22 protein-coding genes are annotated in these 22,990 nt (G+C 38.1%); 21 read left to right on the top strand and 1 reads right to left on the bottom strand.

Features of this window, described 5'->3' with window-relative positions; translation table 11 throughout:
- The first annotated feature begins 4 nt into the window (after positions 1–4).
- The 17 genes from ffh to G6R02_RS09635 all read left to right on the top strand — a co-directional run bounded on the left by ffh (position 5) and on the right by G6R02_RS09635 (position 16,043).
- A complete protein-coding gene (ffh, locus tag G6R02_RS09715) occupies positions 5–1,351 on the top strand; it encodes a signal recognition particle protein (RefSeq protein ID WP_164669029.1) in 1,347 nt (448 codons plus the stop codon).
- 165 nt (positions 1,352–1,516) lie between these two features.
- Entirely contained in the window at positions 1,517–1,786 is a 270-nt protein-coding gene (gene rpsP, locus G6R02_RS09710; RefSeq protein ID WP_164669028.1) for a 30S ribosomal protein S16, read from the top strand.
- 17 nt (positions 1,787–1,803) lie between these two features.
- A complete protein-coding gene (locus tag G6R02_RS09705; protein ID WP_164669027.1) occupies positions 1,804–2,031 on the top strand; it encodes a KH domain-containing protein in 228 nt (75 codons plus the stop codon).
- A 75-nt stretch (positions 2,032–2,106) separates the two neighbouring features.
- Entirely contained in the window at positions 2,107–2,496 is a 390-nt protein-coding gene (locus G6R02_RS09700) for a YlqD family protein (protein WP_164669026.1), read from the top strand.
- 11 nt (positions 2,497–2,507) lie between these two features.
- Positions 2,508–3,023, top strand: a complete 516-nt coding sequence (gene rimM, locus G6R02_RS09695; RefSeq protein WP_164669025.1) for a ribosome maturation factor RimM — start codon at positions 2,508–2,510, stop codon at positions 3,021–3,023.
- Positions 3,023–3,754 carry a tRNA (guanosine(37)-N1)-methyltransferase TrmD gene (trmD, locus tag G6R02_RS09690; RefSeq protein WP_164669024.1) on the top strand — a complete coding sequence of 244 codons (732 nt, stop codon included), beginning with the start codon at positions 3,023–3,025 and terminating at the stop codon, positions 3,752–3,754. Before rimM ends, trmD begins: the two co-directional genes overlap by 1 nt.
- 135 nt (positions 3,755–3,889) lie before the next feature.
- Positions 3,890–4,234 carry a 50S ribosomal protein L19 gene (gene rplS, locus G6R02_RS09685; protein ID WP_164669023.1) on the top strand — a complete coding sequence of 115 codons (345 nt, stop codon included), beginning with the start codon at positions 3,890–3,892 and terminating at the stop codon, positions 4,232–4,234.
- Between the two features lie 166 nt (positions 4,235–4,400).
- A complete protein-coding gene (gene lepB, locus G6R02_RS09680; RefSeq protein WP_164669022.1) occupies positions 4,401–4,961 on the top strand; it encodes a signal peptidase I in 561 nt (186 codons plus the stop codon).
- A 10-nt stretch (positions 4,962–4,971) separates the two neighbouring features.
- Positions 4,972–5,826 (top strand): ribosome biogenesis GTPase YlqF, encoded by an 855-nt coding sequence (gene ylqF, locus G6R02_RS09675; protein WP_164669021.1) that lies wholly within the window; start codon positions 4,972–4,974, stop codon positions 5,824–5,826.
- 608 nt (positions 5,827–6,434) lie between these two features.
- Entirely contained in the window at positions 6,435–7,271 is an 837-nt protein-coding gene (locus G6R02_RS09670) for an SDR family NAD(P)-dependent oxidoreductase (protein ID WP_164669020.1), read from the top strand.
- 2 nt (positions 7,272–7,273) lie between these two features.
- Positions 7,274–8,806: an AMP-binding protein gene (locus G6R02_RS09665; RefSeq protein ID WP_164669019.1), complete on the top strand. Its 1,533-nt coding sequence runs from the start codon at positions 7,274–7,276 to the stop codon at positions 8,804–8,806.
- Positions 8,807–9,049: 243 nt separating this feature from the next.
- A complete protein-coding gene (locus G6R02_RS09660) occupies positions 9,050–9,748 on the top strand; it encodes a response regulator transcription factor (protein ID WP_164669018.1) in 699 nt (232 codons plus the stop codon).
- Between the two features lies 1 nt (position 9,749).
- Positions 9,750–10,787 (top strand): sensor histidine kinase, encoded by a 1,038-nt coding sequence (locus G6R02_RS09655; protein ID WP_164669017.1) that lies wholly within the window; start codon positions 9,750–9,752, stop codon positions 10,785–10,787.
- Positions 10,788–11,083: 296 nt separating this feature from the next.
- Positions 11,084–12,337, top strand: a complete 1,254-nt coding sequence (locus G6R02_RS09650; RefSeq protein WP_164670367.1) for an aminopeptidase — start codon at positions 11,084–11,086, stop codon at positions 12,335–12,337.
- Positions 12,338–12,632: 295 nt separating this feature from the next.
- Positions 12,633–13,397, top strand: coding sequence for an ABC transporter ATP-binding protein (locus tag G6R02_RS09645; RefSeq protein ID WP_164669016.1), 765 nt, complete (start codon positions 12,633–12,635; stop codon positions 13,395–13,397).
- Complete coding sequence (locus G6R02_RS09640) at positions 13,387–15,342, top strand: ABC transporter permease (RefSeq protein WP_164669015.1); 1,956 nt, start codon at positions 13,387–13,389, stop codon at positions 15,340–15,342. The genes G6R02_RS09645 and G6R02_RS09640 overlap by 11 nt, the downstream gene beginning before the upstream one ends.
- A 158-nt stretch (positions 15,343–15,500) precedes the next feature.
- Positions 15,501–16,043: a GNAT family N-acetyltransferase gene (locus tag G6R02_RS09635; protein WP_164669014.1), complete on the top strand. Its 543-nt coding sequence runs from the start codon at positions 15,501–15,503 to the stop codon at positions 16,041–16,043.
- Positions 16,044–16,233: 190 nt separating this feature from the next.
- On the opposite strand, the gene G6R02_RS09630 is transcribed toward G6R02_RS09635, so the two are convergent.
- Positions 16,234–18,093, bottom strand: coding sequence for a DUF2207 domain-containing protein (locus tag G6R02_RS09630; protein ID WP_164669013.1), 1,860 nt, complete (start codon positions 18,091–18,093; stop codon positions 16,234–16,236).
- Positions 18,094–18,271: 178 nt separating this feature from the next.
- Here G6R02_RS09630 and G6R02_RS09625 point away from each other — a divergent pair, with 178 nt between their 5' ends.
- The 4 genes from G6R02_RS09625 to sucC all read left to right on the top strand — a co-directional run bounded on the left by G6R02_RS09625 (position 18,272) and on the right by sucC (position 22,953).
- The gene (locus tag G6R02_RS09625; protein WP_164669012.1) at positions 18,272–19,042 is read left to right on the top strand and encodes a ribonuclease HII; all 771 of its coding nucleotides are present in this window, start codon (positions 18,272–18,274) and stop codon (positions 19,040–19,042) included.
- A gap of 20 nt (positions 19,043–19,062) precedes the next feature.
- The gene (locus G6R02_RS09620) at positions 19,063–20,850 is read left to right on the top strand and encodes a hypothetical protein (RefSeq protein ID WP_164669011.1); all 1,788 of its coding nucleotides are present in this window, start codon (positions 19,063–19,065) and stop codon (positions 20,848–20,850) included.
- Positions 20,847–21,128, top strand: a complete 282-nt coding sequence (locus G6R02_RS09615; protein WP_164669010.1) for an EscU/YscU/HrcU family type III secretion system export apparatus switch protein — start codon at positions 20,847–20,849, stop codon at positions 21,126–21,128. The genes G6R02_RS09620 and G6R02_RS09615 overlap by 4 nt, the downstream gene beginning before the upstream one ends.
- Positions 21,129–21,792: 664 nt before the next feature.
- On the top strand, positions 21,793–22,953 hold the full coding sequence (gene sucC, locus G6R02_RS09610; RefSeq protein ID WP_164669009.1) for an ADP-forming succinate--CoA ligase subunit beta: 1,161 nt from the start codon (positions 21,793–21,795) through the stop codon (positions 22,951–22,953).
- The last annotated feature ends 37 nt before the right edge of the window (positions 22,954–22,990 follow it).

Here is a 22,990-nt window from a genome sequence, read left to right as displayed (position 1 = left end):
TTCTATGGCATTTGAAGGATTGGCCGACCGCTTGCAAGGTACGATTAAAAAAATTACAGGTAAAGGTAAGGTTTCCGAACAAGACGTAAAAGAAATGACGCGTGAAGTCCGGCTCGCTTTACTTGAGGCGGACGTTAACTTTAAAGTGGTAAAAGATTTAATTAAACGGATCAAAGAACGTGCTGTCGGTCAGGAAGTAATGGAGAGTTTAACTCCGGGACAGCAGGTTATAAAAGTGGTAAAAGAAGAATTGACCGAATTGATGGGCGGCGAGCAAAGTAAAATAGCTGTAGCTGATCGCCCGCCGACGGTTATCCTAATGGTAGGCTTGCAGGGTGCCGGTAAGACAACGACAACGGGCAAACTGGCAAACCATCTGCGGAAACAACATAATCGTTCACCATTACTTGTTGCATGTGACGTTTATCGACCTGCAGCAGTAGATCAGTTGGAGACGCTTGGTCAGCAACTGGATATGCCGGTATTTTCAAAAGGTACCGATGCGAACCCGGTTGATATTGCATCAGAAGCAATAGAACAGGCTAAAAAAGAGCATAATGATTATGTCATCATTGATACAGCAGGTCGTCTGCATGTCGATACGGATTTAATGAGTGAACTGGAGCAAATTAAGGCATCCGTAAAACCGGATGAAATATTCCTTGTTGTCGATGCGATGACTGGTCAGGATGCGGTTAATGTTGCTCAAAGTTTTAATGATCAACTCGATATTTCCGGAGTTGTATTAACAAAACTTGACGGTGATACACGTGGTGGTGCAGCACTTTCCATTAAAGCTGTTACCGGTAAGCAGATTAAATTCGCCGGTACCGGGGAAAAACTGGATGGGCTGGAGACATTCCACCCGGAAGGTATGGCATCCAGAATACTTGGCATGGGGGATGTCTTATCACTCATCGAAAAAGCCCAGACAAACGTTGATGAGAAACAGGCAAAAGAACTGGAAGAAAAAATGCGTACAGCCTCTTTCACATTTGATGACTTTTTAGAACAAATGGGTCAGGTGAAAAGCATGGGTCCATTGGAAGATTTAATGGCTATGATTCCAGGGGCCAACAAAATGAAAGGGCTGAAAAATGCCCAAATTGATGAAAAACAGCTGGTTCACGTTGAAGCTATTATTCAATCAATGACAAAGAAAGAACGCCAGGAACCAAGTATCCTGAATGCAAGCAGAAAAAAACGGATAGCAAAAGGCTCCGGTACCTCTGTTTCCCAGGTAAATCGTCTGCTCAAACAGTTTGACGAAATGAAGAAAATGATGAAACAAATGACCGGCATGCAAAAAGGCAAAAAAGGCAAAGGCGGCATGAAGTTTCCGTTTATGTAGAATCACTTTTATCGCTCATCAGCCGCCCACGGAAAGCGGAGTGTATGCCGGCTGCGGCTCAGATATAGTCATTTTCAACCTTGTAATGCAAAAACACTTTACAGACCTTTTGCTTTCTGTTAAAATCTTAAATTGTGTAAAACATATTCATTGGAGGTGCAAAACATGGCTGTTAAAATTCGTTTAAAGCGTATGGGGTCTAAAAGAAATCCATTTTATCGTGTCGTTGTAGCAGATTCACGTTCACCGCGTGATGGCCGCTTAATCGAGCAAATTGGAACATATAATCCTGTAGTTAGCCCAGTTGAAGTTAAAATAGATGAAGAAAAAGCATTGGACTGGATGACAAAAGGTGCAAAACCAAGTGATACAGTTCGTAACCTATTTTCAAAAGAAGGCATCATGAAAAAATTCCACGACCAGAAAAATCAATAGTAAAGTAGTGTGATATCATGAAAGCCCTAATTGAATCAATTGTTACACCATTAGTCGATCATCCGGAAGACATCGTTGTTACGGAAACGGAAGAGGAGACAAAAACTGTCTACCATCTTACTGTTAATCAAAACGATGTTGGGAAAGTCATCGGCAAAAATGGACGAATTGCAAAAGCAATCCGTACAGTTGTCTATGCAGCTAAATCGGATGCTGACAAACGTATTTATTTGGATATTATGTAAAAGGGAGAGGGTATACCTTTCCCTTTTTAAGCATTCATTTTGTACCAAAACTGTTTAGGAGAGCGGGGAACAGTAGTGCAAATAATAAAAAAGGTCCTTATCAAGCAGATTGTCACAGAGAAGAGCAAAACAAAATTACACAATAATTTTCATAATCATAAAATGCGGCTTGAACAAGAGTGTCAACAGCTCCTGTTTGAACAACGTAAAGTAACGAATAAATCAGGTATCTCAAAGCAAGAGCTAACGCAACGATTTCAACAGGAAATTAAAAATCGTAAGGAAAAGATAAAGCTGATTGATTTTAAAATCGAGCAGCTGGAAATGCTTGAAATAGGCAGTGAGATTACGGAAAAAGAAGTTGAAGCTCTTGTTGAGGTTAAGGAAGGTATGCATTGGAATGAGGTTATGGAAGAGACGGCAATTGTTATTAAAGACGATATCGTTATAAGGGTTGAAGAATAGCAGGTGAGATAATGACTGAAAAGATGTTTAATGTTGGCAAAATAGTAAATACACACGGTATTAAAGGTGAAGTTAAAGTTCATCGTATCACTGACTTCGACGAGCGTTTTGAAGTCGGAAGCACGTTGTTTTTAGTTAAAGAAAACGAACAACCGGTTGATCTTAAAATCGATGGTCATCGTGTACATAAAGGATTCGATCTCGTTCACTTTAACGGCTATAACAACATTAATGATGTCGAGCATTTTAAAGGCTCTTTTTTAAAAATAACGGAAGATCAGCTTACCAAATTAGAAGATAATGAATTCTATTATCATGAAATCATCGGGTGTGACGTTTATTTGATTAATGGCGGAAAGCTGGGTGCTATTAAAGAAATTCTATCACCTGGAGCAAATGATGTATGGGTTATAAAACCGGAAAAAGGGAAAGATATTTTGATTCCTTTTATTGATGATGTTGTTAAACAAGTGGATGTTTCATCCGGAAAAGTGGTCATTGAACCAATGGAAGGACTGCTTGAATAATGCATATTGACGTATTAACCCTCTTTCCGGAAATGATATCAGGTATTTTTGAACATTCCATTCTAAAAAAAGCCTATGAGAAAGAAAAGTTCAGCTACAACCTGATTAATTTTCGCGATTATGCGGGTAACAAGCATAATAAGGTTGATGATTATCCATACGGTGGCGGTGCGGGTATGGTGTTAACGCCCCAGCCGGTGTTCGACGCGGTGGATGCTGTTGTTAAAGAAAAACAAGCCAAGCCACGTATTGTGCTTATGTGTCCACAGGGTGAACCATATAATCAGAAAAAAGCTGAAGAGTTAGCCGAAGAAGAACACCTTGTGTTTATTTGCGGGCATTATGAAGGCTATGATGAACGAATTCGGGAACACCTTGTAACCGATGAAATATCGATTGGTGACTATGTGCTGACCGGAGGAGAGCTTGGTGCTATGGTTGTGATTGATAGTGTCGTCCGTCTGATACCGGATGTGCTGGGGAACAAAGCGTCCGCACCTGAAGATTCGTTTTCAACCGGACTGCTTGAACACCCGCATTATACACGGCCTGCAGACTTTCGCGGCATGAAGGTTCCGGATGTATTATTATCGGGAGATCATGCTAAAATAAATGAATGGCGCAGGAAAGAGTCATTGAAACGAACGTATGAACGAAGGAAAGAATTGATAGACAGAAAATCTTTTTCTGAAGAAGAATTAAAAATATGGCGTGAAATCAACGATAAATAGAAATTATTGTTGAACTCCCATTGCTATTATGATATATTTACTGTTGTGCTTAAAGTTCAGACTTTAAGCCGTATAAACGATGTTCCGCTGTCATATAGCGAGACAAGAGCATTGGTTTGGAAGGAGTGAACCAGGATGCAAAAAATTATTGAGGACGTTACAAAAGATCAACTTCGCACTGATCATCCTGATTTCCGCCCGGGTGACACTGTAAAAGTTCACGTTAAAGTTGTGGAAGGATCACGTGAACGTATTCAGGTGTTCGAAGGTGTTGTTATTAAGCGCCAAAACGGAGGAATCAGCGAAACATTTACAGTAAGAAAGCTTTCTTATGGTGTAGGTGTTGAACGTACATTCCCTGTACATTCTCCTCGTATTGCGAAAATTGAAGTAACACGCCGTGGTATTGTTCGTCGTGCGAAACTGTATTATCTTCGTAACCTGCGCGGAAAAGCAGCACGTATTAAAGAACGCCGCTAAATTCAACGGCGGAACGATATGCTACTCCGTGGAGATGGACGAAATAAAACGTATTGGAAAGGAGCTTGGCCCATTGTGTGCAAGCTCCTTTTTGCATCTTGTCTTGAATACATATATAAAGCTGGATTAAAATATAATTATACATGCTGTTGTCGGAGGGGAATACATGGCTGAAACGAAAAGTGAATGGTTTGACTGGGTCAAAGCATTATTAATCGCATTCGGGTTGGTATTTGTTGTACGAACATTCTTTTTTGCCCCAATTGTTGTAGATGGACCATCCATGATGCCAACGTTACATGATGGGGATCAAATGATTGTTAATAAAGTTGTATATGACATTCATGAACCAGAACGATTTGACATTGTTGTTTTTCATGCATCGGACAAAAAGGACTTTATTAAACGGGTCATTGGCTTACCGGGTGAACACGTAGCTGTAAATGATGATGTATTATATATTAACGGCAAAAAGGTGAAAGAGCCTTTCTTGGCAGAGCAAAAAAACAAAATGATGTCTTATGAGTCATATACTGGAGACTTTCAACTTGAGGGTATAACAGATGGATTAGAAAAAATACCAGAAGGAAAGGTTCTCGTGCTGGGAGATAACCGTAACAATTCAACGGACAGCCGGATTTTAGGGCTGATTTCGATGGATCAGATTGTCGGGAAAACAAGTTTAATTTACTGGCCGTTTGACCGTTTAGAAATTTTACACGATTAGGGTGAGAATAGTGACGATACAATGGTTTCCGGGACATATGGCAAAAGCGAGAAGAGAAGTGGAAGAAAAGCTGAAATTGGTTGATTTTGTCATGGAGCTTGTTGATGCGCGTGCACCGTTGGCATCACAAAATCCCATGCTCCAGCAAGTACTGCAAAATAAGCCGAAAATGATTGTTTTGATGAAAAGAGACCTTGCTGATAACAGTAAAACAGATCGTTGGATATCACATTTTAAAAATCAGGATATTAAGGCGATTGCAATTAATGTTAATGATAAGAACGACATTAATCGTGTGGTTCAGCTGGGTAAAGAGATGGGTCAGGAAAAAATGGACAAACTCTTGAAAAAAGGTATCCAGCCACGCCCCGCAAGAGCAATGATTATCGGTATTCCCAATGTGGGAAAATCGACATTGATTAATCGTCTGGCAAATAAAAAGATTGCCAAAACAGGTGACAAACCAGGTGTAACCAAGCAGCAGCTCTGGATTAAAGTGAATAAGGACTTTGAATTACTGGATACGCCAGGGATTCTTTGGCCAAAATTTGAGGATGAACTAGTCGGTTATCGATTGGCAGCCATTGGGACGATAAAAGATCAGTTGCTGCCATTGGATGATGTAGTTGCTTTTGTCATGCGATTTATGCAGGAACATTATCCGGCACAATTAGAAGAACGTTATGGAATTGACCGTGACATGACAGATATGTGGGATATCTTCGTTTCCATTGGAAAACAGCGCGGTGCATTGGAAAGCGGAGGCAATGTGAACTTTGATAAAGTTTCTGATTTGGTTATTCGGGATCTAAGGACAGGGAAACTTGGTTATATTACGCTTGAAGTGCCTCAGAATACAGCTTGATCGTTTCGTGTTTTTTAAGACGCTACTTTAATCAATGGAGAAAAGTATTTTGAAGCAAATTTTCTTTGTCGAGTAATGTAAATTGGGATTATTTATAAAGCTGATGAAGGACAAAATAGAACAAAAAACCAAGTAAAAAGTACTTCATAAAGCCAATGAAGGACAAAACAGGACAAAAAACTAAGTAAAAAGCGCTTCATAAAGCCGATGAAGAGCAAAACAAGGCAAAAGTCCAAGCGAAAAGCGCTTCATGAAGCTGATGAAGAGCAAAACAAGACAAAAGTCCAAGCGAAAAGTGCTTCATAAAGCCGATGAAGAGCAAAACAAGGCAAAAAGCCAAGCGAAAAGTGCTTCATAAAGCTGATGAAGGACAAAACAAGGAAAAAAACCAAGTGAAAGGCCCTTTATAAAGTCTATGAAGGTCTTCTCAAGACAAAATTACAAGTTTTAATTCCTGGGATTTGACTTCTTGAAAGACGAGGATAGGACCGAGTCTTTCTTATTAATTATTTTTGGAAAATTCATTAAATACTTGTATAGTTATAGTAGATTATTTTTAAGCGGATGGGCAAAACGCCGAAATTTTAAAACTTGAAACGGGTGTACAAATGAAAAATTACAGTTTATTGGAATCATGTTTGTTTCCCCCCACCTACTTGAATACAAAAAAGTTAAAAGACCAACTTGCTGGGAAGTCTGTCCTTATAACGGGTGCAAGTTCGGGGATTGGCGAGCAATTAACTTATCAATTAGCGAATATAAACGGTCATTTAATTTTAACAGCCAGAAGGGGAGAAAAGCTTTTAAAGATAAAAAATGAACTGGAAAAGAAAGCTGTCAAAGTAAGCACTTTTCAAGCAGACCTTAGGAATCAGGATGAAATGGAAGGTTTGCTTAAGTTTCTTCATCAGTTGCCAAATGGTTTAGATATCGTAGTAAATAATGCTGGTCATTCTATAAAGCGGTCTATCTATGAATCTCTTAATCGTTATCATGATTTCACACGTACAATGTCTATCAATTATTTTGCATCGGTTCAATTGCTGTTATCAGTTATACCTCTTCTAAAAAAGAATCAGGGACAAATGATTAACATCTCGACGATAAACGCCCTTCTAGCACCTGTTCCTTACTTCGCTGCTTATCAGGCATCCAAATCCGCTTTTGATGTCTGGGTTCGGTCTGTTTCACCTGAGTTAAAGGCTGCAGGAATAGCAACAACAACAATTTATTTACCTTTAGTAAGAACACCGATGATTCAACCAACAATTGCATATCAAAATATGCCCGCCATGTCACCGGAACATGCGGCAAAAATCATTTTAAAATCAATGTATACGAAGAAGAAAAAATATCAGCCCTGGTGGTTACTATTTGGACAGTTCGTTTCTGTTTTCCTTCGAAGTTTTTGGGATTTTTCAAATAAGCGTAAGAGTGAGGAATAGTAATGAAAGTCTTTAGGCTTATCTATGTTTTATATAAAATTAAATTACTCTTTCCAACAGGGTTGTATCGGCTAATCAAGGCCATTTCCCAATGTGGAATCAATTTGATGACCCTGCTGCATGTAGCTGAAACGAAATATGCCAATCAAGTCGCTTTAGTGGATGACTATGAAACAATTAACTATAAACAGCTTTTGGAACAATCTAATAAGCTTGCTGGTTGTTTAAAAGATAATGTTAAACTTCAAAGTGGACAGAAGGTAGCTTTATTGTGTAAAAACCATGCTTCACTTGTAAAGTCTATATTTGCAGTCTCCAGATTAGGCGCAGACCTCTATCTATTAAATACGGAAATGAGCGAGGGCCAGTTTAATGAATTAGTAAATCGTCATGATTTCGATGTTCTAATATACGATGATGGATTAAGTTCTTTAATTGAACAATCACCATACTCGAAATTCAAAGTTTTAAGTTATCATACTTACTTACCCGCAATAAGTAACTTCCTCAATACAGATGTCAATGAAAACACGCTACCAAGAACTTCTGCTGGAAAAATTATATTGCAAACGAGTGGGACAACAGGCGTTTCTAAGGATGTACCGCATAAGCCCTCAATTTTTAATTATTTAAATCCATTTGCCACATTTATTAAGAGATTAAAGGTATTAAACTATAATACTGCCTATATAGCTACTCCTATTTATCACGGTTATGGGATAGCCGTATTGCTTTTATTTATACCTTTGGGAAAGAAAACAGTGATTAGCAGCGGATTTGATGCAAAGAAAGCATGCAGACTAATACGTGAACACCATGCGGACGTAATCACTGTTGTTCCACTGATGCTGGAGAAAATGTTACAAACTGATCCGCAAGCCTTGAAATCTCTTTCCTGTATAGCGTCAGGCGGTGCAAAACTCAGAACAACACTTATTGAAGAGACTTTTCGTGAATTAGGTAGTGTCTTATACAATTTATACGGAACTTCAGAAGCCGGGTTGAATTTTATCGCAACATCAACGGATTTAAGATATTCACAATCTACAATTGGCAAAAAAATAAGTGGCATGCGCATAAAAATCCTGGATGATAACAAGAAAGAGGTGGAAAACGGGAAAGTCGGACAGTTTTGGATTAATAATGACTGGTCGATGAGCAACAGGAAAGATTCATGGATTCAAACAGGCGATTTAGGCTATCGGGACGACAATTTCTATTACTATTTATGTGGACGAACAGATGATATGGTTGTTTCCGGCGGTGAAAATGTTTATCCAATTGAAGTCGAGCAAGTGCTAATCAAGCATCCCTTAATAGAAGATGCCGTTGTTATTGGAATCAAGGATAAACAATTTGGACAACGATTAAAAGCAATTGTACTTCCAGTAAAAAATGCCGGAACTACAGAAGAAGAAATTCTTGAGTTGCTACGTTCAAGGGTTTCCAGATTTCAATTACCGAAACAAGTTGAAATTGTTGACCATATGCCGTACACATCGTTAGGTAAACTTGATAAAAAACAGCTTGAATAATAGAAATTTGTCGCAGGGTTTCACGAATCCGTTCCGACACCAATAGCAGTCAACGTATTATCCTATTTTTATAGTTTATCCCACAAGAATTTCCAACTAATTATGTTAAAATATGCTTACAGTTTATAAATAATTGCAGTTAATCTAACTGTACGAAATGAATCAAGAAGATTTCAGTCATAACGCTGGTGCTGCGAGCTGAGATTATTAAAATGATTGTCCTATCGTAAAGGAGAATAAACGATGTACAAAGTTATGCTAATAGAAGATGATGTACAGTTAAGTAAACTTATTCAGGAAAACCTGGAGCGTTATGGTTTTGATGTACAGCAACCCGAGAGTTTTTCAGCTATCATAACAGAGTTTACAAATATAAAACCTGATCTTGTTTTACTGGATATAAATTTACCTTATTATGATGGATTTCATTTAAGCAGAAGTTTTCGGAAGCAATCCAATGTTCCAATTATCATTATATCCGCCCGCAGTCAGGAAGTGGACCAGATTATGGCTATCGAACTTGGCGCGGATGATTATATAACGAAACCATTTACGTTTGAACTGTTACAATCAAAAATCAAGGCTACTATGAGAAGAATTTACGGGGAATATGCAACAACAGATACAAAAAACACTTGTGTTGGTGAACTTTGTATTGATGTGAACACTTTTACGCTTACATACTGCGGGGAGGAAATAGAACTTAGTAAAAATGAATATAAGCTGATGAAAAAGTTAATGGATAATCACAATTCTTTTGTTTCAAGAGAAGAACTGATTAAGGAAGTATGGGACACGATTAAATTTGTAGATGATAATACATTAACGGTTAATATTAGCAGAATAAAACAAATACTTTCTTACCTGGGGCTTACTGACGTTATTAAAAGTAAACGGGGAGCAGGATACATGCTTTACCATCCTGCGGTTATGAGGAATTAACATGCTTAAGCGTCTTATTATGAAATTTTTTAAAGACAGATTATTACTCATCAGTTTTTATCTGGTAAACATGATTTGCCTTATAGCTTTTTTCCATCTCAGTGAACCACTAAACACAGAATTTTTTTATCCCTTATCCATTGGCATATTTCTATTAACTGTATATTTAATCATTGACTGGTTTCGTTACTATCAAACAAATCGGGCAATCGAACTTATGTTGAGGAATCAGTTTACGGAAATAGAGCCGCATACGGAAGAACAAAAGGCTTTTCGGCAGTTGTTAAATAAAATGATGAAGGAACATTCAAGTAAATACAGCCAAATGAGGGAGCAAAATCAGGAAAGGTTGTACTTTTTATCACACTGGATGCATTATTTAAAAACACCGGTTTCTGTAATCGAACTTATCGTTAGCAAGGAAGGGGAAACTGATGTTTATGATAAAATTCTCCAGGAAAATAAAAGGTTGCATACATCAATAGAACAGGGCCTCACCATGTTGAGAATGGAGAACTTTGAAAACGATTTGGAGTTAAATTCTATTGATTTACTCGATTCGTTGAGAAAACTAATTAACGGACGAAAAGAAGAGTTCATCCACCAATCTGTATTTCCGTCGATTGACTTTAAAGGTGAGACTGCTTATGTTGTGACTGACTCCAAGTGGAACGAAATACTATTAGACCAAATCATCTCCAACGCAATTAAATATTCCAGTACAAAACCTGGGGATAAAAACCTTATCTTTCGTATTGCAAAAAGTGATCAGTACATAACGTTGTCTATCATAGATGAAGGTGTTGGCATTCCTTCGTATGATCTGGAAAGGTTATATCAGCCATTTTTTACAGGAGAAAACGGGAGGAAATTTGCAAACGCATCAGGTATTGGCCTTTACTTATCCAAAAAAATTGCCGACAAGCTTGGTCAAACGATAACGATTCAATCTGAAGTGTCTAAGGGTACAACTGTTACGATTCAGTGGATTGCAGGAAAGAAACTTGAAATAATTACGACCAAGAAAATGTATCAGTAATTGACTTATGATTACCACCACATCTTCTGATGGATTAAAGGTAAAAACCATACGTACTTTGAATTATAAATGTTATATTTGTTGTACTATTTTGATTAATTTTCTATAAGAACTCCATTCAACAATCGGGCCATTATCTTGAATAACTTATTGTGTAAATATTGGAAGTTTGGGTGATTGTACTAAACTTTGGATGTAGGTTTATTTTGCAATGCTTTCGGTGTGTGTGCAATTTGGGTAATTAATTGAAGTTTTTCTATTTATAAAGGAATATAAAGTCAGGAGCTGAGTGTGTGATGATTAAAGAAATATATGAGCTTGTTAGCGAAGAACAGTTGAAAAAGTATGCAGAGCTTGCTGTACGAGCTGGTGTAAATGTGCAAAAGAATCAATTAGTGATAATTCATAGTGACATAAAAAATGTAACGTTAGCACGTCTAATCCAAACGGCAGCCTATAAGGCGGGGGCTTCAAATGTGGTTATGGATTGGACAGATGAACAGTCTACCAAAGAATTTTATTTAAATGCAGCAGATGATGCCATCGATCACTTTCCCAACTGGCAGGATGCTCGCTTTAAGGAGTGGGACGATGCGGGTGCTGCATACATCCATATTATTTCTGAAAACTTAGATGTCTTTAAGGATGTTTCCACAGAACGGATGAGCCGCTTCCAAAAGGCCTCGCGCACCAAGTTGGAGGCTCATTACGCAAAGATTAGATCCCACGAGGTACGCTGGTGTCTTCTAGCTGTCCCGTACTTCGCATGGGCAACTAAAGTATTTCCTCACTTAAGTAAAGAAGAAGCCCTGCAATCATTATGGCAATTAATCTTACATGGAGCTCGGGCAGATGGAAAAAATCCTATAAAAGACTGGGAAAATCATGACAGAGCCTTCGAGTCCCGGAAAAAGTTTCTAAACGACAGCCAGTTTGAAGCCCTGCATTTTACAAATAGCCGAGGAACTGATTTATTAGTCGGCATGCCTAAAAATCACTTCTTTATCGGCGGGGGTGTTATAGATAAAAAGGGAATAAAGTTCTTTCCGAACATTCCCACGGAAGAAATATTTTCCGCTCCCCATAAAAATGAGGTAAATGGCAAACTAGTAGCCACTAAACCGCTTATCTATGGGGGAAGTGTCATCGATGATTTTTACCTAACCTTTAAAGATGGACGGATTACTGCCTATTATGCTGCCACTGGGCAAGAAGCGTTACAAAGTCTCATCGAAACAGACGAAGGTTCACATTATCTAGGTGAAATTGCCTTGGTCTCTAACAATTCTCCTCTTTCTCAGGCGGATACTCTCTTTTACAACACCTTGTTTGATGAAAATACGGCCTGCCATATTGGAATCGGAAACGCCTCCCCTTCCAACCTTCAAAATGGCAGCAACCTATCGGTGAAAGAGTTGAAGGAAGCAGGACTTAATACTTCCCTCCTGTTAGTCAATGTGACCTTTGGTACCGAAGATATGAAAGTAGTGGGTATTAAAGAAGGTGGAACTGAAGTCCTACTAATGAAAGATGGTGATTTCCAATTCTAATTTGGCTACTCCTTAAAAACAGAAGAAACTGATTTCTTATGGTTTATACTTAGTTCTATTGGGCAACAAGTGGTAAAACCCGATGCAATCGCTGGTGAAAATGATGGCAGAAGTGGTACATTCTTGTGGCCGTACCCATGAACATGAAAAAATATAGAATTATTGGCTTTAATACCTTACAAAATTGTAAGGTATTTTTAGCATATACGATGGATGCAATTCTTTAGGTTCATTACGATAATGATAGAACGGAAACTATAAAGATTCGGCCTAATGCACGAAAGGAGGAAATACATTGGCTATTTTAGACGCTGGTAATATTGTTAAAGTATATGGAGAGTCTGGTGGCGATGGTTCAACAACTGCCTTGAACGGTGTGAACCTTTCAGTCAACAAAGGAGAGTTTATTGCAATTATGGGGCCCTCCGGCAGTGGTAAAACAACTTTACTCAACGTATTGAGCGGGATTGATAAACCCACTTCAGGTGACGTTACAATTGCCGGCAAAGAGATAAGTGAAATCTCAGGAGATGAATTAGCACTGTTTCGCCGTAAACAATTAGGGTTCGTTTTTCAGGAATTCAGCTTATTGGATAGTTTAACGGTCAAAGAGAATATTGCTCTGCCAATGGTATTGGAAAAGAAAAATGCCGCCGAAATGGATGAAAGGGTACAACATCTTGCAAGTCTCTTTGATATTGAATCCATTTTACATAAATATCCTTATCATATATCCGGCGGGCAGCAACAAAGAGCTGCGGTAAGCCGGGCGCTGGTGAACGAGCCGAGTATTATTTTAGCTGATGAACCAACAGGGAATTTAGATTCTAAATCTTCGGCTGTCATCATGGAATGTTTTGAAAAAATAGTTAATGAACATTCGACAACAGCTCTTCTTGTTACCCACGATGTATTTGCTGCCAGCTATTGTCGGAAGGTTGTTTTTATAAAAGACGGTTCTATCTATTCCCATATTATTAGAAAAGGGGGCAGAAAAGAATTCTTAAACCAAATTATGGATAATCTTGCTGTTCTGGGAGGGAGAATGGATGTCTTTTAATCAAATCGTCTGGAAAATGGCTAAGGCAAATTATAAGAAGTACATCTTTTATTACCTTTGCAATAGTTTTGCAGTTATGTTTTTCTTCATTTTTTCTACTGTATATTTTAATGAGAGTGTTGTTGAAGTAAAGGAAACAGGACCGATTCAGTATGTACTGACAGTTCCAGGTGTTGCACTGCTTGTATTTACGGTATTTTTCATCAGTTATGCTCACAGTATTTTTATTAAACGAAGGAGAAGTGAGTTTGGACTTTTCATGACATTAGGAATGTCCAATCGCGATATAGGAAAATTGTTACTGATAGAAAATGGAATCATTGCCCTTATTTCACTGGTATCCGGTCTTTTTGCCGGCGTAATATTCTCCCGGTTGTTCTTTTTATTATTAATGAATAGTGTGGGGATACAAGGTGTTCCTTTTCATTTGAACAGTAACATGTTCATGTGTACGGTATTGACCTTTTTAATTGTGTTTCTCATAGCGGTTGGGCGATCACTCTTTCTCATACTTACGAGAAACATTGTGTTTAGTATAAAAAGTGACAAGGTTGCTGAGTCGATAAAGATGAAAAGTCCATTACTAGGCGGTATTGGAGCGGCAATTGTTATCGGGTCAATTGTAGGGCTTTATATTACATACTCAGATCCAATTATGGGTGGTCAATACTTGCTTCTTTGGGCGCTAACGACACTATTGGGGCTGTACATTACACTGTATCAGTTCACCAGCTTTTTTATTGAAATTGCCAGGAAAAACAGAACCTATTATTATCGTCGGCTCCTGTTCCTGACAAGCCTGGATTACAAATTTAAACAACTGGCAGCTATCCTTATGCTCGTTACCGTGATGATAATGGTAACTATTTTATACAGCACGATAATATTACACACCTATATGTTAACTGAAAAGCAGGCTGTTAACGCCAATCCATATGATATTGCATTTATCCAAACAAACGACAAAAATAATTTGGCTACCGAGGAACTTTACTCGATTATTGACCAACAGGAAAATCCCGTTCAAAAACATCTGGTGGTACCGATATATTCTTATTATCAAAAAACGGATAATAGATGGTACAACATTTATAATTTTATGCTGGTCGACCATTTTAATAAACTAACCTCCAGCCAAATTCTGCTGCAGAACAACGAGTTTATATATTATCTCAATGATGACCCGGAAAATAGATCTGACGTTGAATATAATCAAAGACTTGTCTTCCCGGTTGGAAATGGGGAGAAAACCTATACACTAAAGGATATATTTGTTGAAATAAACATTAATACCTTTCTAAACCTTCATGACTTTATTATTGTAAGCAATTCTGAGTTTGCGCAACTAAAAAATAGCTTGGATGGTTTTGAATCAAAGGTTAATTTAATCAATGTTGCCAACTGGAAAAAGTCAGCAGATGTTGTTGAAGAATTGGAAAATAGATTTAATAGCTATAATGAAAACACCCCGCCAATCACGGGTGTCCGGGCAGCGAATACGTCTGAAGAAAACTTATTTCAGATTGCCTCTAAAGTGGAATATTACAATCGCAACAAAAGCTCTAATGGAATATTATTCTTTGTGACAACTATTATGAGTATAGTTTTCTTCTTTGGGTCGTTTATTCTATTATATTTAAATCTTTTTTCTGAGATTGATAAGGAAAAGAACAAGTTCAGGAAGCTTCATAACATAGGAATCACTGCAAAGGAAGTGAAGCAAATCATCTCAAGGGAAATCACAACCCTGTTCTTTGTCCCGACCTTTGTTGGAACTATATTAGCCTTTCTGTATGTTGTAGCAATGGCAACGGATATTGGAGGGATAATGGAAAATCCAGGGATACTTTTGTACTTTTTAATTGTCGCAGGTATTTACCATATTATCCAAATAGGTTTTTACCTATTTGTCAGAAAGAAAATGCACGCTTATTTGACTCGATAATGGTTATGATTACAGCCAATGAAATGTACTATCCTTGACATAGTTCACTAAATGGAAAACGCGTTGTACAAATTTAGGGTGTTGATATAGCTGTAGATGGGGGGAGTAATGTTGAATAAGGAAAGAAGGAGATCTGATAAGAGGAGTTATGATAATAGATGATAATAAATGAGATAATTAATGAAAATCCCAATATGAATATTAGTACTAAACGAATTCTTATGAGGCAATTAACTGTCGCGGATATTAAAGAATTTTACGAAATAGTAAAGAAAAACAGCGTCGGGGAATGGCTTGGAATAGGAAATGGAATGTCTTTTGAAGAATCAGAGCAGTACGTCAATAAAATTATAAAACATTGGAACCAGCACAGTTTTGGTGTTTGGGCGGTAGTTAATAAGTCTACGAAGGAAATTATGGGGCATTGCGGATTAAGATACATTGATGATACAGAGAATATAGAGATTATTTACCTGCTTGATCCGAAATTTTGGGGGATGGGATATGCCACAGAAGCAGGAAACGCAGCAATCAAATTTGCTTTTAAATCCCTTAAGATTAATAAACTAACTGCACGGGTAAGAACAAATAATTTAAAATCAAAGAAAGTGATAGACAAACTTGGATTTAAATTTATTTATGATAAGGATTATGACGGTCGTAGATTATCATTTTATGAATTATTTATTAAAGACCTATAATTAAATAATACGATAAGGCGCAATGTTGAATAGCGAAAGGCCAATTTATCGTTTTCCACTGGGAAATTAGCCTTTTATCTTGGAATGACAGAAGTGGTATATTTTTAAGCTGGTAATCAAGTTATGAGTGTACAAATAATAGCATGTGAAATCGACTAATTTCACATGCTATTTTGTGTGATAATAGTTTTTAAAACGCTCCCGCACCACCCCCGCCAGTAGCAGAAGTGGTTGTATTGGTGTTGGTTTGAACAACTACACTATAAAGCGCTACATTACTTGCACTAAACGATGTTGTTGCAAAAACCGGATTATAAAGCAATGGATAATACGCTTCCAATGTGGCAAGCGGTGATTTATTTTCACATCGTTCACCGAATTTTTCCCCGGCATCGAGAACAATCGCATATTCCAGACGTCGTTCGATTACAGCAGGCTCAGCTCCAACCGGATAATTTTTATCTTTAAATGATTCATATGCCTGTTTAATTGCATGTTTCAGTTGTCTGGTATCCTTGTTCCAGTAAGATGCCGGAATTGCCAGCAGTGTGATAATCGACAGTCCGTAGAAAATAAGTGTCAGAATCACAGTCAGGGTAAAAGTGAACCCTATTGCTGCCATGACTAACATAATTAAGTAGTATGCAGACAACACCCATTTGTTCCTGTTATACCAAAGCCCAACAGCCGTGATAACACCGGCAATAACAGGTAATACCCATTGTTCTGTCGGTCCGATCGTATCTATGGTGGTAAAGTAGTAAAATAATCCCAATGCGGCAACTAGCAGTGGAATCGATAGAAAGGAAAAACCTTTAAATGGTTTCCGTAAATGTTGATATGATGTTCTGTCCTTCACCTTTTCAGCCCACTTTTCAAAACCGGCATTAAATTGTTCAGCTTTTTCCTCTTTTACATCATCGGATTCTTCTTTATTATCAATTAATGATTCCAGCAGAAAATAGTCTCCGTCTTCATCCTTTTCCGTGAACAGCCATTCATGTAAAAATTGGTCTGCATCATCAATTTCAGCTTTATTATTCACCCAGGTAAAGCGATAAGTGTCTGTATCTTTCTCAACTGTCGAGCGGACTTTTTCCAGCTTGACGATTCCGCGTTGTTTCAATGAAAATAATCCGGCAATAAAGCTGTCATCAGACAAATGCAAATTTCCGTGCAAATATTTAACAAATAATGGATCGGTTTCTTCAACCAACCGGATTAGTGAATCCCGGTCTTTGTTCCCGCGATATCGGTTGGGGTGGACCATTAGCATGAAAACAGCTGTTAAAACCATCGCAATCAACAATATCCAGACAATCGGAGTTACCTTGGACATATTCGCCTCAAGATTTTCAGCACGTTCAGCAAGTTCCTGTTCCGCTGCCAGTATTTCAGCTTCCATTGATTTATCACTGGTGAGTTCCATTTCCGTCAGTTGGTCAGAAGGAAATACAAAGCGAATCATTGAATTTTTTCCTGCTTCAAGGAGGGAATTTGTATATTGAACACCATTTTCTGATGCAGTAAGTTCACCTGATGGATCCTCATGCAGAAAGAAGTGCCTGTTTTCCGTACTTGTTCCTTCTGGCGGATAAATTGTGATTGTCACATCATGCAAATCAGTTTCATTCGAGTCATCAAAAAAGGAATACCTTAAATCCGCAACATCCGTATACTTTTTTACAGATCCTTCCACATCATAGCTGTAGAGGACACGTTTTGTTTCATTTTTTGAATCCGAATATACTTTATATGTATCATCCTCTTCTTCCACCTCTAGTTGGTCGAGATTTTCTGTAGAAAGGGAGGGATTTTGTTTGTCGGTGAGAAAGGCTTTGAAATTTTCAGCATCAGATTCGATTGACCTTGTCATCCCTTCATATGAGCCATTAAATGTATATGTGAATAACTCACGTACATGAATAGATCCGTCCTCCTGAATCTGTGCTTCAATCGTCACCTGATCTATCGAAAATGATTTATCTGAACAGGCACCTAATATGAATAGGATAGATAATAGAATAATTCCGGTAAATAATTTTTTCATAAATACGTTCCTCCTGATTAGTTCCTATTTGTAGTACGGTTAAGAGGAGAAAATAGTTTCACACGATTCAAATTGTGATAGTCTTCATCCCTTCCAATTCTGTTAGTATAAATGTAAAATAAGTTGTGTTCAAAATAACAAGATTGAACCGATATAAATATAGAACGCAGGTGATGAAATGGAAAAGCAATCAATCGCAGTTATCAAACAATTATTTGAATCGGAAAAATTAGATGAAACATACATAAAAGAATTAAAGTCAGATGAGCGTAAAGGCGTTCAAAAGCTGATTGAACAATATGAACGAAAAAAATTAAAAGAAAAAGCACTGGAAGAAAATTTTCTCCGTATGTCGCAGTATGAACAAAGAAGTTATGCAAACGGCTGTCAGTATATAGCCGGTATGGATGAGGCAGGACGTGGTCCGTTGGCTGGTCCTGTCGTCGCTGCAGCAGTTATTTTGCCAAGGGATTTTAAATTGCTGGGATTAAATGATTCCAAACAATTGAATGAAGAAACACGTGAAAAGTTTTTTACAATCATAAAAGAAAAAGCTGTGAGTTACGGGATTTCCATTATTGATAACCAGAAAATCGATCAGGTCAATATCTATGAAGCTACGAAACTGGCAATGTTTAATACAATCCGCCAACTGGACCCGGCACCTGACCACATTTTAATTGATGCCGTGTCACTTAATCGGCTTCCTTGTACATCAGAAGCAATAACAAAGGGTGATCAGAAAAGCATTTCCATTGCTGCTGCCAGTATATTGGCAAAAGTTACCCGTGACAACCTAATGAACGACTTGGATAAGGAGTACCCTGCATATGGTTTTGCGTCAAATATGGGCTATGGAACGAAACAGCATCTGGATATGCTGACAGAACAGGGGATTTCGCCATATCATCGTAAATCATATGCACCTGTTCGAAATGCAATCAAATAAATGAATGGAGGTGACTCGAATTGAGTGTGAATCAAGTTTTGGGACAGCGGTTAACTTCGTCCAAGATTGCCGATGCACCTATGGTTTTACGGCCAGGACAAATTGTTCAAGGTAAAATCGATAAACTTTTTCCGAATAACAAAGCACAAATACAGATGGGGTCCCAAAAGATGATTGCCCAATTGGAGGCCTCCTTAACGCTTAGAGGGAGATATCACTTCCAGGTACAGGCGTCAGATAGTGTTATTTATCTAAAAGTAATTGGCAATCAATTAAAAAAGCAAACTGATACTAATATTGCGAATCTATTTCAGCAGCTTGGACTTAAACTTTCAAAATCTAACGCTGCATTTATGAAGACGCTGATTAACGAAAAAATTCCATTTTCAAAAGAACAGCTTGCGAAGGCTTTCCAATTATTGGATCGTTCCGGAAATAAAACACAGTCCCAGCAAGTTCTAAAGGAAATGATTGCTGCACGATTACCGATAACAGATTCGGTATTTCAGGCATTAACAACGAAAAATACAAGCGGATTAACGGATCAAATGAAAGCATTACTGAATCAGTTGAGACACGTTCCCGATATAACGCAGCTTCAACAAGATTTAATAAACCGGCTAAGTCAACTGGTTGAGCGGCCATTAAACGCTGGAAACGCACTGGTTAACCATATCCAGACGGAAGTTTCGAATAACAGCCAATCGTTTTTTAACATGTTGAAAGTTGCGGGAACTGTCGATCCAACGGTAGATTTCACCGCATGGAAATCAGAATGGACTTCATTTGCACAGAAAAATAATGGATCCACTGCACAGTTACCTTTTCAACTAAATAGTACAAACATAATTAACACACTTGAACAAATGAATACGAATCAAACAGCAGTAAGAAGTGAAGCAGCAAAAATATTGCAAAGCTGGTCATCTTTATTGGGGCAAAGTGCCACGAATAGAACAGCCTTGACAAGCCAGCAATTTACACAGCTGAAGCAGCAGTTGACAAGTTCTCTATTGCCACTGCTGTCAAATGAGCAGCAACAGCAAATTACAAAGCTTTTGCAAAATAATCCGGTCCAATTGCGGCAACTTTTAACGACCCTCACAACGATGGCTGATCGCCAAACTTATATGCAAGCAGAGCAAGTTTTATCGAATCTTAAACTAGGTGAGTCATTTTTTTATCAGACCCCAAAAGATCAATTTCTAAGTCATCTGCAAAACGTGTTACGATTCACTGGTTTAAATCATGAAAATCTGCTTGCTGAAGATATGATGCAACAGCAATCAAACACGATTAAATCCATGTTACTGCAGATGATTCAGAAATCTGATGGAACATTACATGATCGCTCCCAGCAGCTATTAAACTTGATTAATGGTCTGCAAATCCAATCTGTAAATGAGAGTTCAAATGTTATTCAGGCAAATTTGCAACTCCCTGCGGAAAAGCTCGGTTTAACGGATGATATGCAGCTTGAATTTGAAGGCAAGAGAACAGAAGATGGTGAAATCAATCCGGATTTTTGTCGTATCGTGTTTTATTTGAATCTATCAAATTTAAAAGAAACGGTTATTGATATGAATATACAAAAGCGTGCTGTTGCTATAACGATATTTAATGATCAAAAACATGTATCAGAACAGTCTGCTTTCCTTAAGCCGATGTTAAAAGAAGGTTTAGAGAAACTTGATTACAAGCTCTCAACCGTTACAGTTAAACCAATTCATCATGACAAACCATCCAGTCTTGAAACCGCAAAGGCAGCGTATCAAAATGCATACCAGGGGGTGGATTACCGGATATGACTGAAAAACGAAAAAAGGCTACTGCACTCAGGTATAATCAGGATCTTGACAACGCACCCAAAGTTACTGCGACCGGTAAGGGTTTAGTTGCCGAAAGTATTATAGAAAAAGCCCGGGAAAATAATGTGCCAATTCAGGAAGATTCCTCAATGGTAGAACTGCTGTCAGAGTTAAATATAAATGAGACGATTCCGGAAGAACTTTACCATGCTGTAGCTGAAGTGTTTGCTTTTATTTACCGGACAGATCAGAATATGGAAGACCCGCAAAAGAATTGATCACATGATTATCCCCCTCTTATAACTACAATCGTTTCTCAACCGGAAAAGGTGGCATGTTTTTTAAATATTTTTATGCCACTTTTTTCAGTTTTGGTTCGATTATAATAGTGAAAGGTATTATATACAGTTGTCGTTGCTTTTTAGCTGTTTTCTCAAATTATGAAATTGATGTATATTGCGAACTGATTTTACTAGATCTGTTAGAAAAGCACTTTGAACACGTGGTTGGAATATACTGATGTTCTACTGGCCTTCCATGGAACGGTCACTTATTCGGGTTATGAGTGACCATCAACACGGAAAATCGCTAGCGAAGGGCACTCATTCGGATTATGAGTGACCGAACAGGGAACCGGGTGAGGAAGTCCCTGGTATGATGTGACTCGTAGTGCAACACTAAAAATATCACCCGATTCAAGATAACGAGAATGTATCCTGGATTCACCCACTGCAGGATGAACAACATAGTGTATTTTCTCAAGCGGAGTTATTAAATTCAAATTCAGTTCGCAGTTTATTGATTTTGTGTCTAAATCAATAATCTTTTATAAAGCATTTTAAAAGGATGTTTTAGAACAGTGCCTCCTTTTTTCTTTTCTTGTGAAATTTGTAGATTTTTTATACAATGGAAATGCAGTGAATTTTGATGGGAGGATGAAAGATGAACATTCATGAGTATCAGGGCAAAGAGATTTTGCGAAGCTATGGTGTAAATGTTCCAAACGGACATGTTGCATATACGGTAGACGAAGCAGTTCAGGCTGCAGAGAAACTGGATAGTTCCGTAAAAGTAGTGAAAGCACAAATCCACGCTGGCGGCCGCGGTAAAGCTGGTGGCGTTAAAATTGCCAAAAACTTGGATGACGTGCGTACATACGCAAACGAAATTTTAGGTAAAACTCTTGTTACGCATCAAACTGGGCCAGAAGGTAAGGAAGTAAAACGTCTGCTTATTGAAGAAGGCTGCGATATTAAGAAAGAATATTATGTAGGGATTGTACTGGATCGTGCTACTTCCCGTGTTGTCATGATGGCGTCTGAAGAAGGCGGTACTGAAATTGAGGAAGTTGCTGCCAATACACCCGAGAAAATATTTAAAGAGGTTATTGATCCGGTAGTTGGACTTTCCGGTTATCAGGCCCGCAGACTGGCATTTAATATAAACATTCCGGATGAGTTGATCGGTAAAGCAGCTAAGTTTATGACAAGTCTTTATACTGCTTTTGTAGAAAAGGATTGCTCTATTGCTGAAATTAATCCGTTGGTAACAACTGGCGATGGTCAGGTGCTTGCACTTGATTCCAAACTTAATTTTGATGATAACGCATTGTTCCGTCAAAAGGATGTTATGGAGTTACGCGATTTGGATGAAGAAGATGAGAAGGAAATTGAAGCATCCAAATACGACTTGAGCTATGTTGCACTGGATGGAAATATTGGCTGCATGGTTAACGGTGCAGGACTTGCAATGTCTACAATGGACATTATCAAGCATTATGGCGGTGAGCCGGCAAACTTCCTTGATGTTGGGGGCGGCGCAACTGCTGAAAAAGTTACCGAAGCATTTAAAATCATTTTGTCCGATTCCAATGTAAAAGGAATTTTTGTTAATATTTTCGGTGGAATCATGAAATGTGATGTTATTGCGGAAGGTGTTGTGGAAGCAACCAAGCAAGTTGGATTGCAATTGCCACTTGTTGTACGTTTGGAAGGAACAAACGTTGACTTAGGCAAGAAAATCCTGGATGAATCCGGTTTAAACATCACATCAGCTGGGTCAATGGCTGATGGTGCAGAAAAAATTGTTTCCATGGTTAAATAATTCAATCGCACCAGCACTTGGTGAACGGGTGTAAAGT

This window comes from Virgibacillus doumboii (genome assembly GCF_902806455.1).
Lineage (GTDB): Bacteria > Bacillota > Bacilli > Bacillales > Amphibacillaceae > Lentibacillus > Lentibacillus doumboii.
Note: the sequence above shows the minus strand (reverse complement) of the source record. Positions and strands in the feature narration are given on the sequence as shown.

What these genes read in the sequence shown, in the direction of transcription:
- G6R02_RS09660 (WP_164669018.1), top strand. Translation starts at nt 9,050, where the DNA reads ATGTACAAAGTTATGCTAATAGAAGATGATGTACAGTTAAGTAAACTT.
- G6R02_RS09635 (WP_164669014.1), top strand. Translation starts at nt 15,501, where the DNA reads ATGATAATAAATGAGATAATTAATGAAAATCCCAATATGAATATTAGT.
- ffh (WP_164669029.1), top strand. Translation starts at nt 5, where the DNA reads ATGGCATTTGAAGGATTGGCCGACCGCTTGCAAGGTACGATTAAAAAA.
- G6R02_RS09640 (WP_164669015.1), top strand. Translation starts at nt 13,387, where the DNA reads ATGTCTTTTAATCAAATCGTCTGGAAAATGGCTAAGGCAAATTATAAG.
- G6R02_RS09705 (WP_164669027.1), top strand. Translation starts at nt 1,804, where the DNA reads ATGAAAGCCCTAATTGAATCAATTGTTACACCATTAGTCGATCATCCG.
- G6R02_RS09630 (WP_164669013.1), bottom strand. Translation starts at nt 18,093, where the DNA reads ATGAAAAAATTATTTACCGGAATTATTCTATTATCTATCCTATTCATA.
- sucC (WP_164669009.1), top strand. Translation starts at nt 21,793, where the DNA reads ATGAACATTCATGAGTATCAGGGCAAAGAGATTTTGCGAAGCTATGGT.
- rpsP (WP_164669028.1), top strand. Translation starts at nt 1,517, where the DNA reads ATGGCTGTTAAAATTCGTTTAAAGCGTATGGGGTCTAAAAGAAATCCA.
- G6R02_RS09665 (WP_164669019.1), top strand. Translation starts at nt 7,274, where the DNA reads ATGAAAGTCTTTAGGCTTATCTATGTTTTATATAAAATTAAATTACTC.
- rimM (WP_164669025.1), top strand. Translation starts at nt 2,508, where the DNA reads ATGACTGAAAAGATGTTTAATGTTGGCAAAATAGTAAATACACACGGT.
- trmD (WP_164669024.1), top strand. Translation starts at nt 3,023, where the DNA reads ATGCATATTGACGTATTAACCCTCTTTCCGGAAATGATATCAGGTATT.
- G6R02_RS09655 (WP_164669017.1), top strand. Translation starts at nt 9,750, where the DNA reads ATGCTTAAGCGTCTTATTATGAAATTTTTTAAAGACAGATTATTACTC.
- G6R02_RS09670 (WP_164669020.1), top strand. Translation starts at nt 6,435, where the DNA reads ATGAAAAATTACAGTTTATTGGAATCATGTTTGTTTCCCCCCACCTAC.
- G6R02_RS09650 (WP_164670367.1), top strand. Translation starts at nt 11,084, where the DNA reads ATGATTAAAGAAATATATGAGCTTGTTAGCGAAGAACAGTTGAAAAAG.
- G6R02_RS09625 (WP_164669012.1), top strand. Translation starts at nt 18,272, where the DNA reads ATGGAAAAGCAATCAATCGCAGTTATCAAACAATTATTTGAATCGGAA.
- rplS (WP_164669023.1), top strand. Translation starts at nt 3,890, where the DNA reads ATGCAAAAAATTATTGAGGACGTTACAAAAGATCAACTTCGCACTGAT.
- G6R02_RS09615 (WP_164669010.1), top strand. Translation starts at nt 20,847, where the DNA reads ATGACTGAAAAACGAAAAAAGGCTACTGCACTCAGGTATAATCAGGAT.
- lepB (WP_164669022.1), top strand. Translation starts at nt 4,401, where the DNA reads ATGGCTGAAACGAAAAGTGAATGGTTTGACTGGGTCAAAGCATTATTA.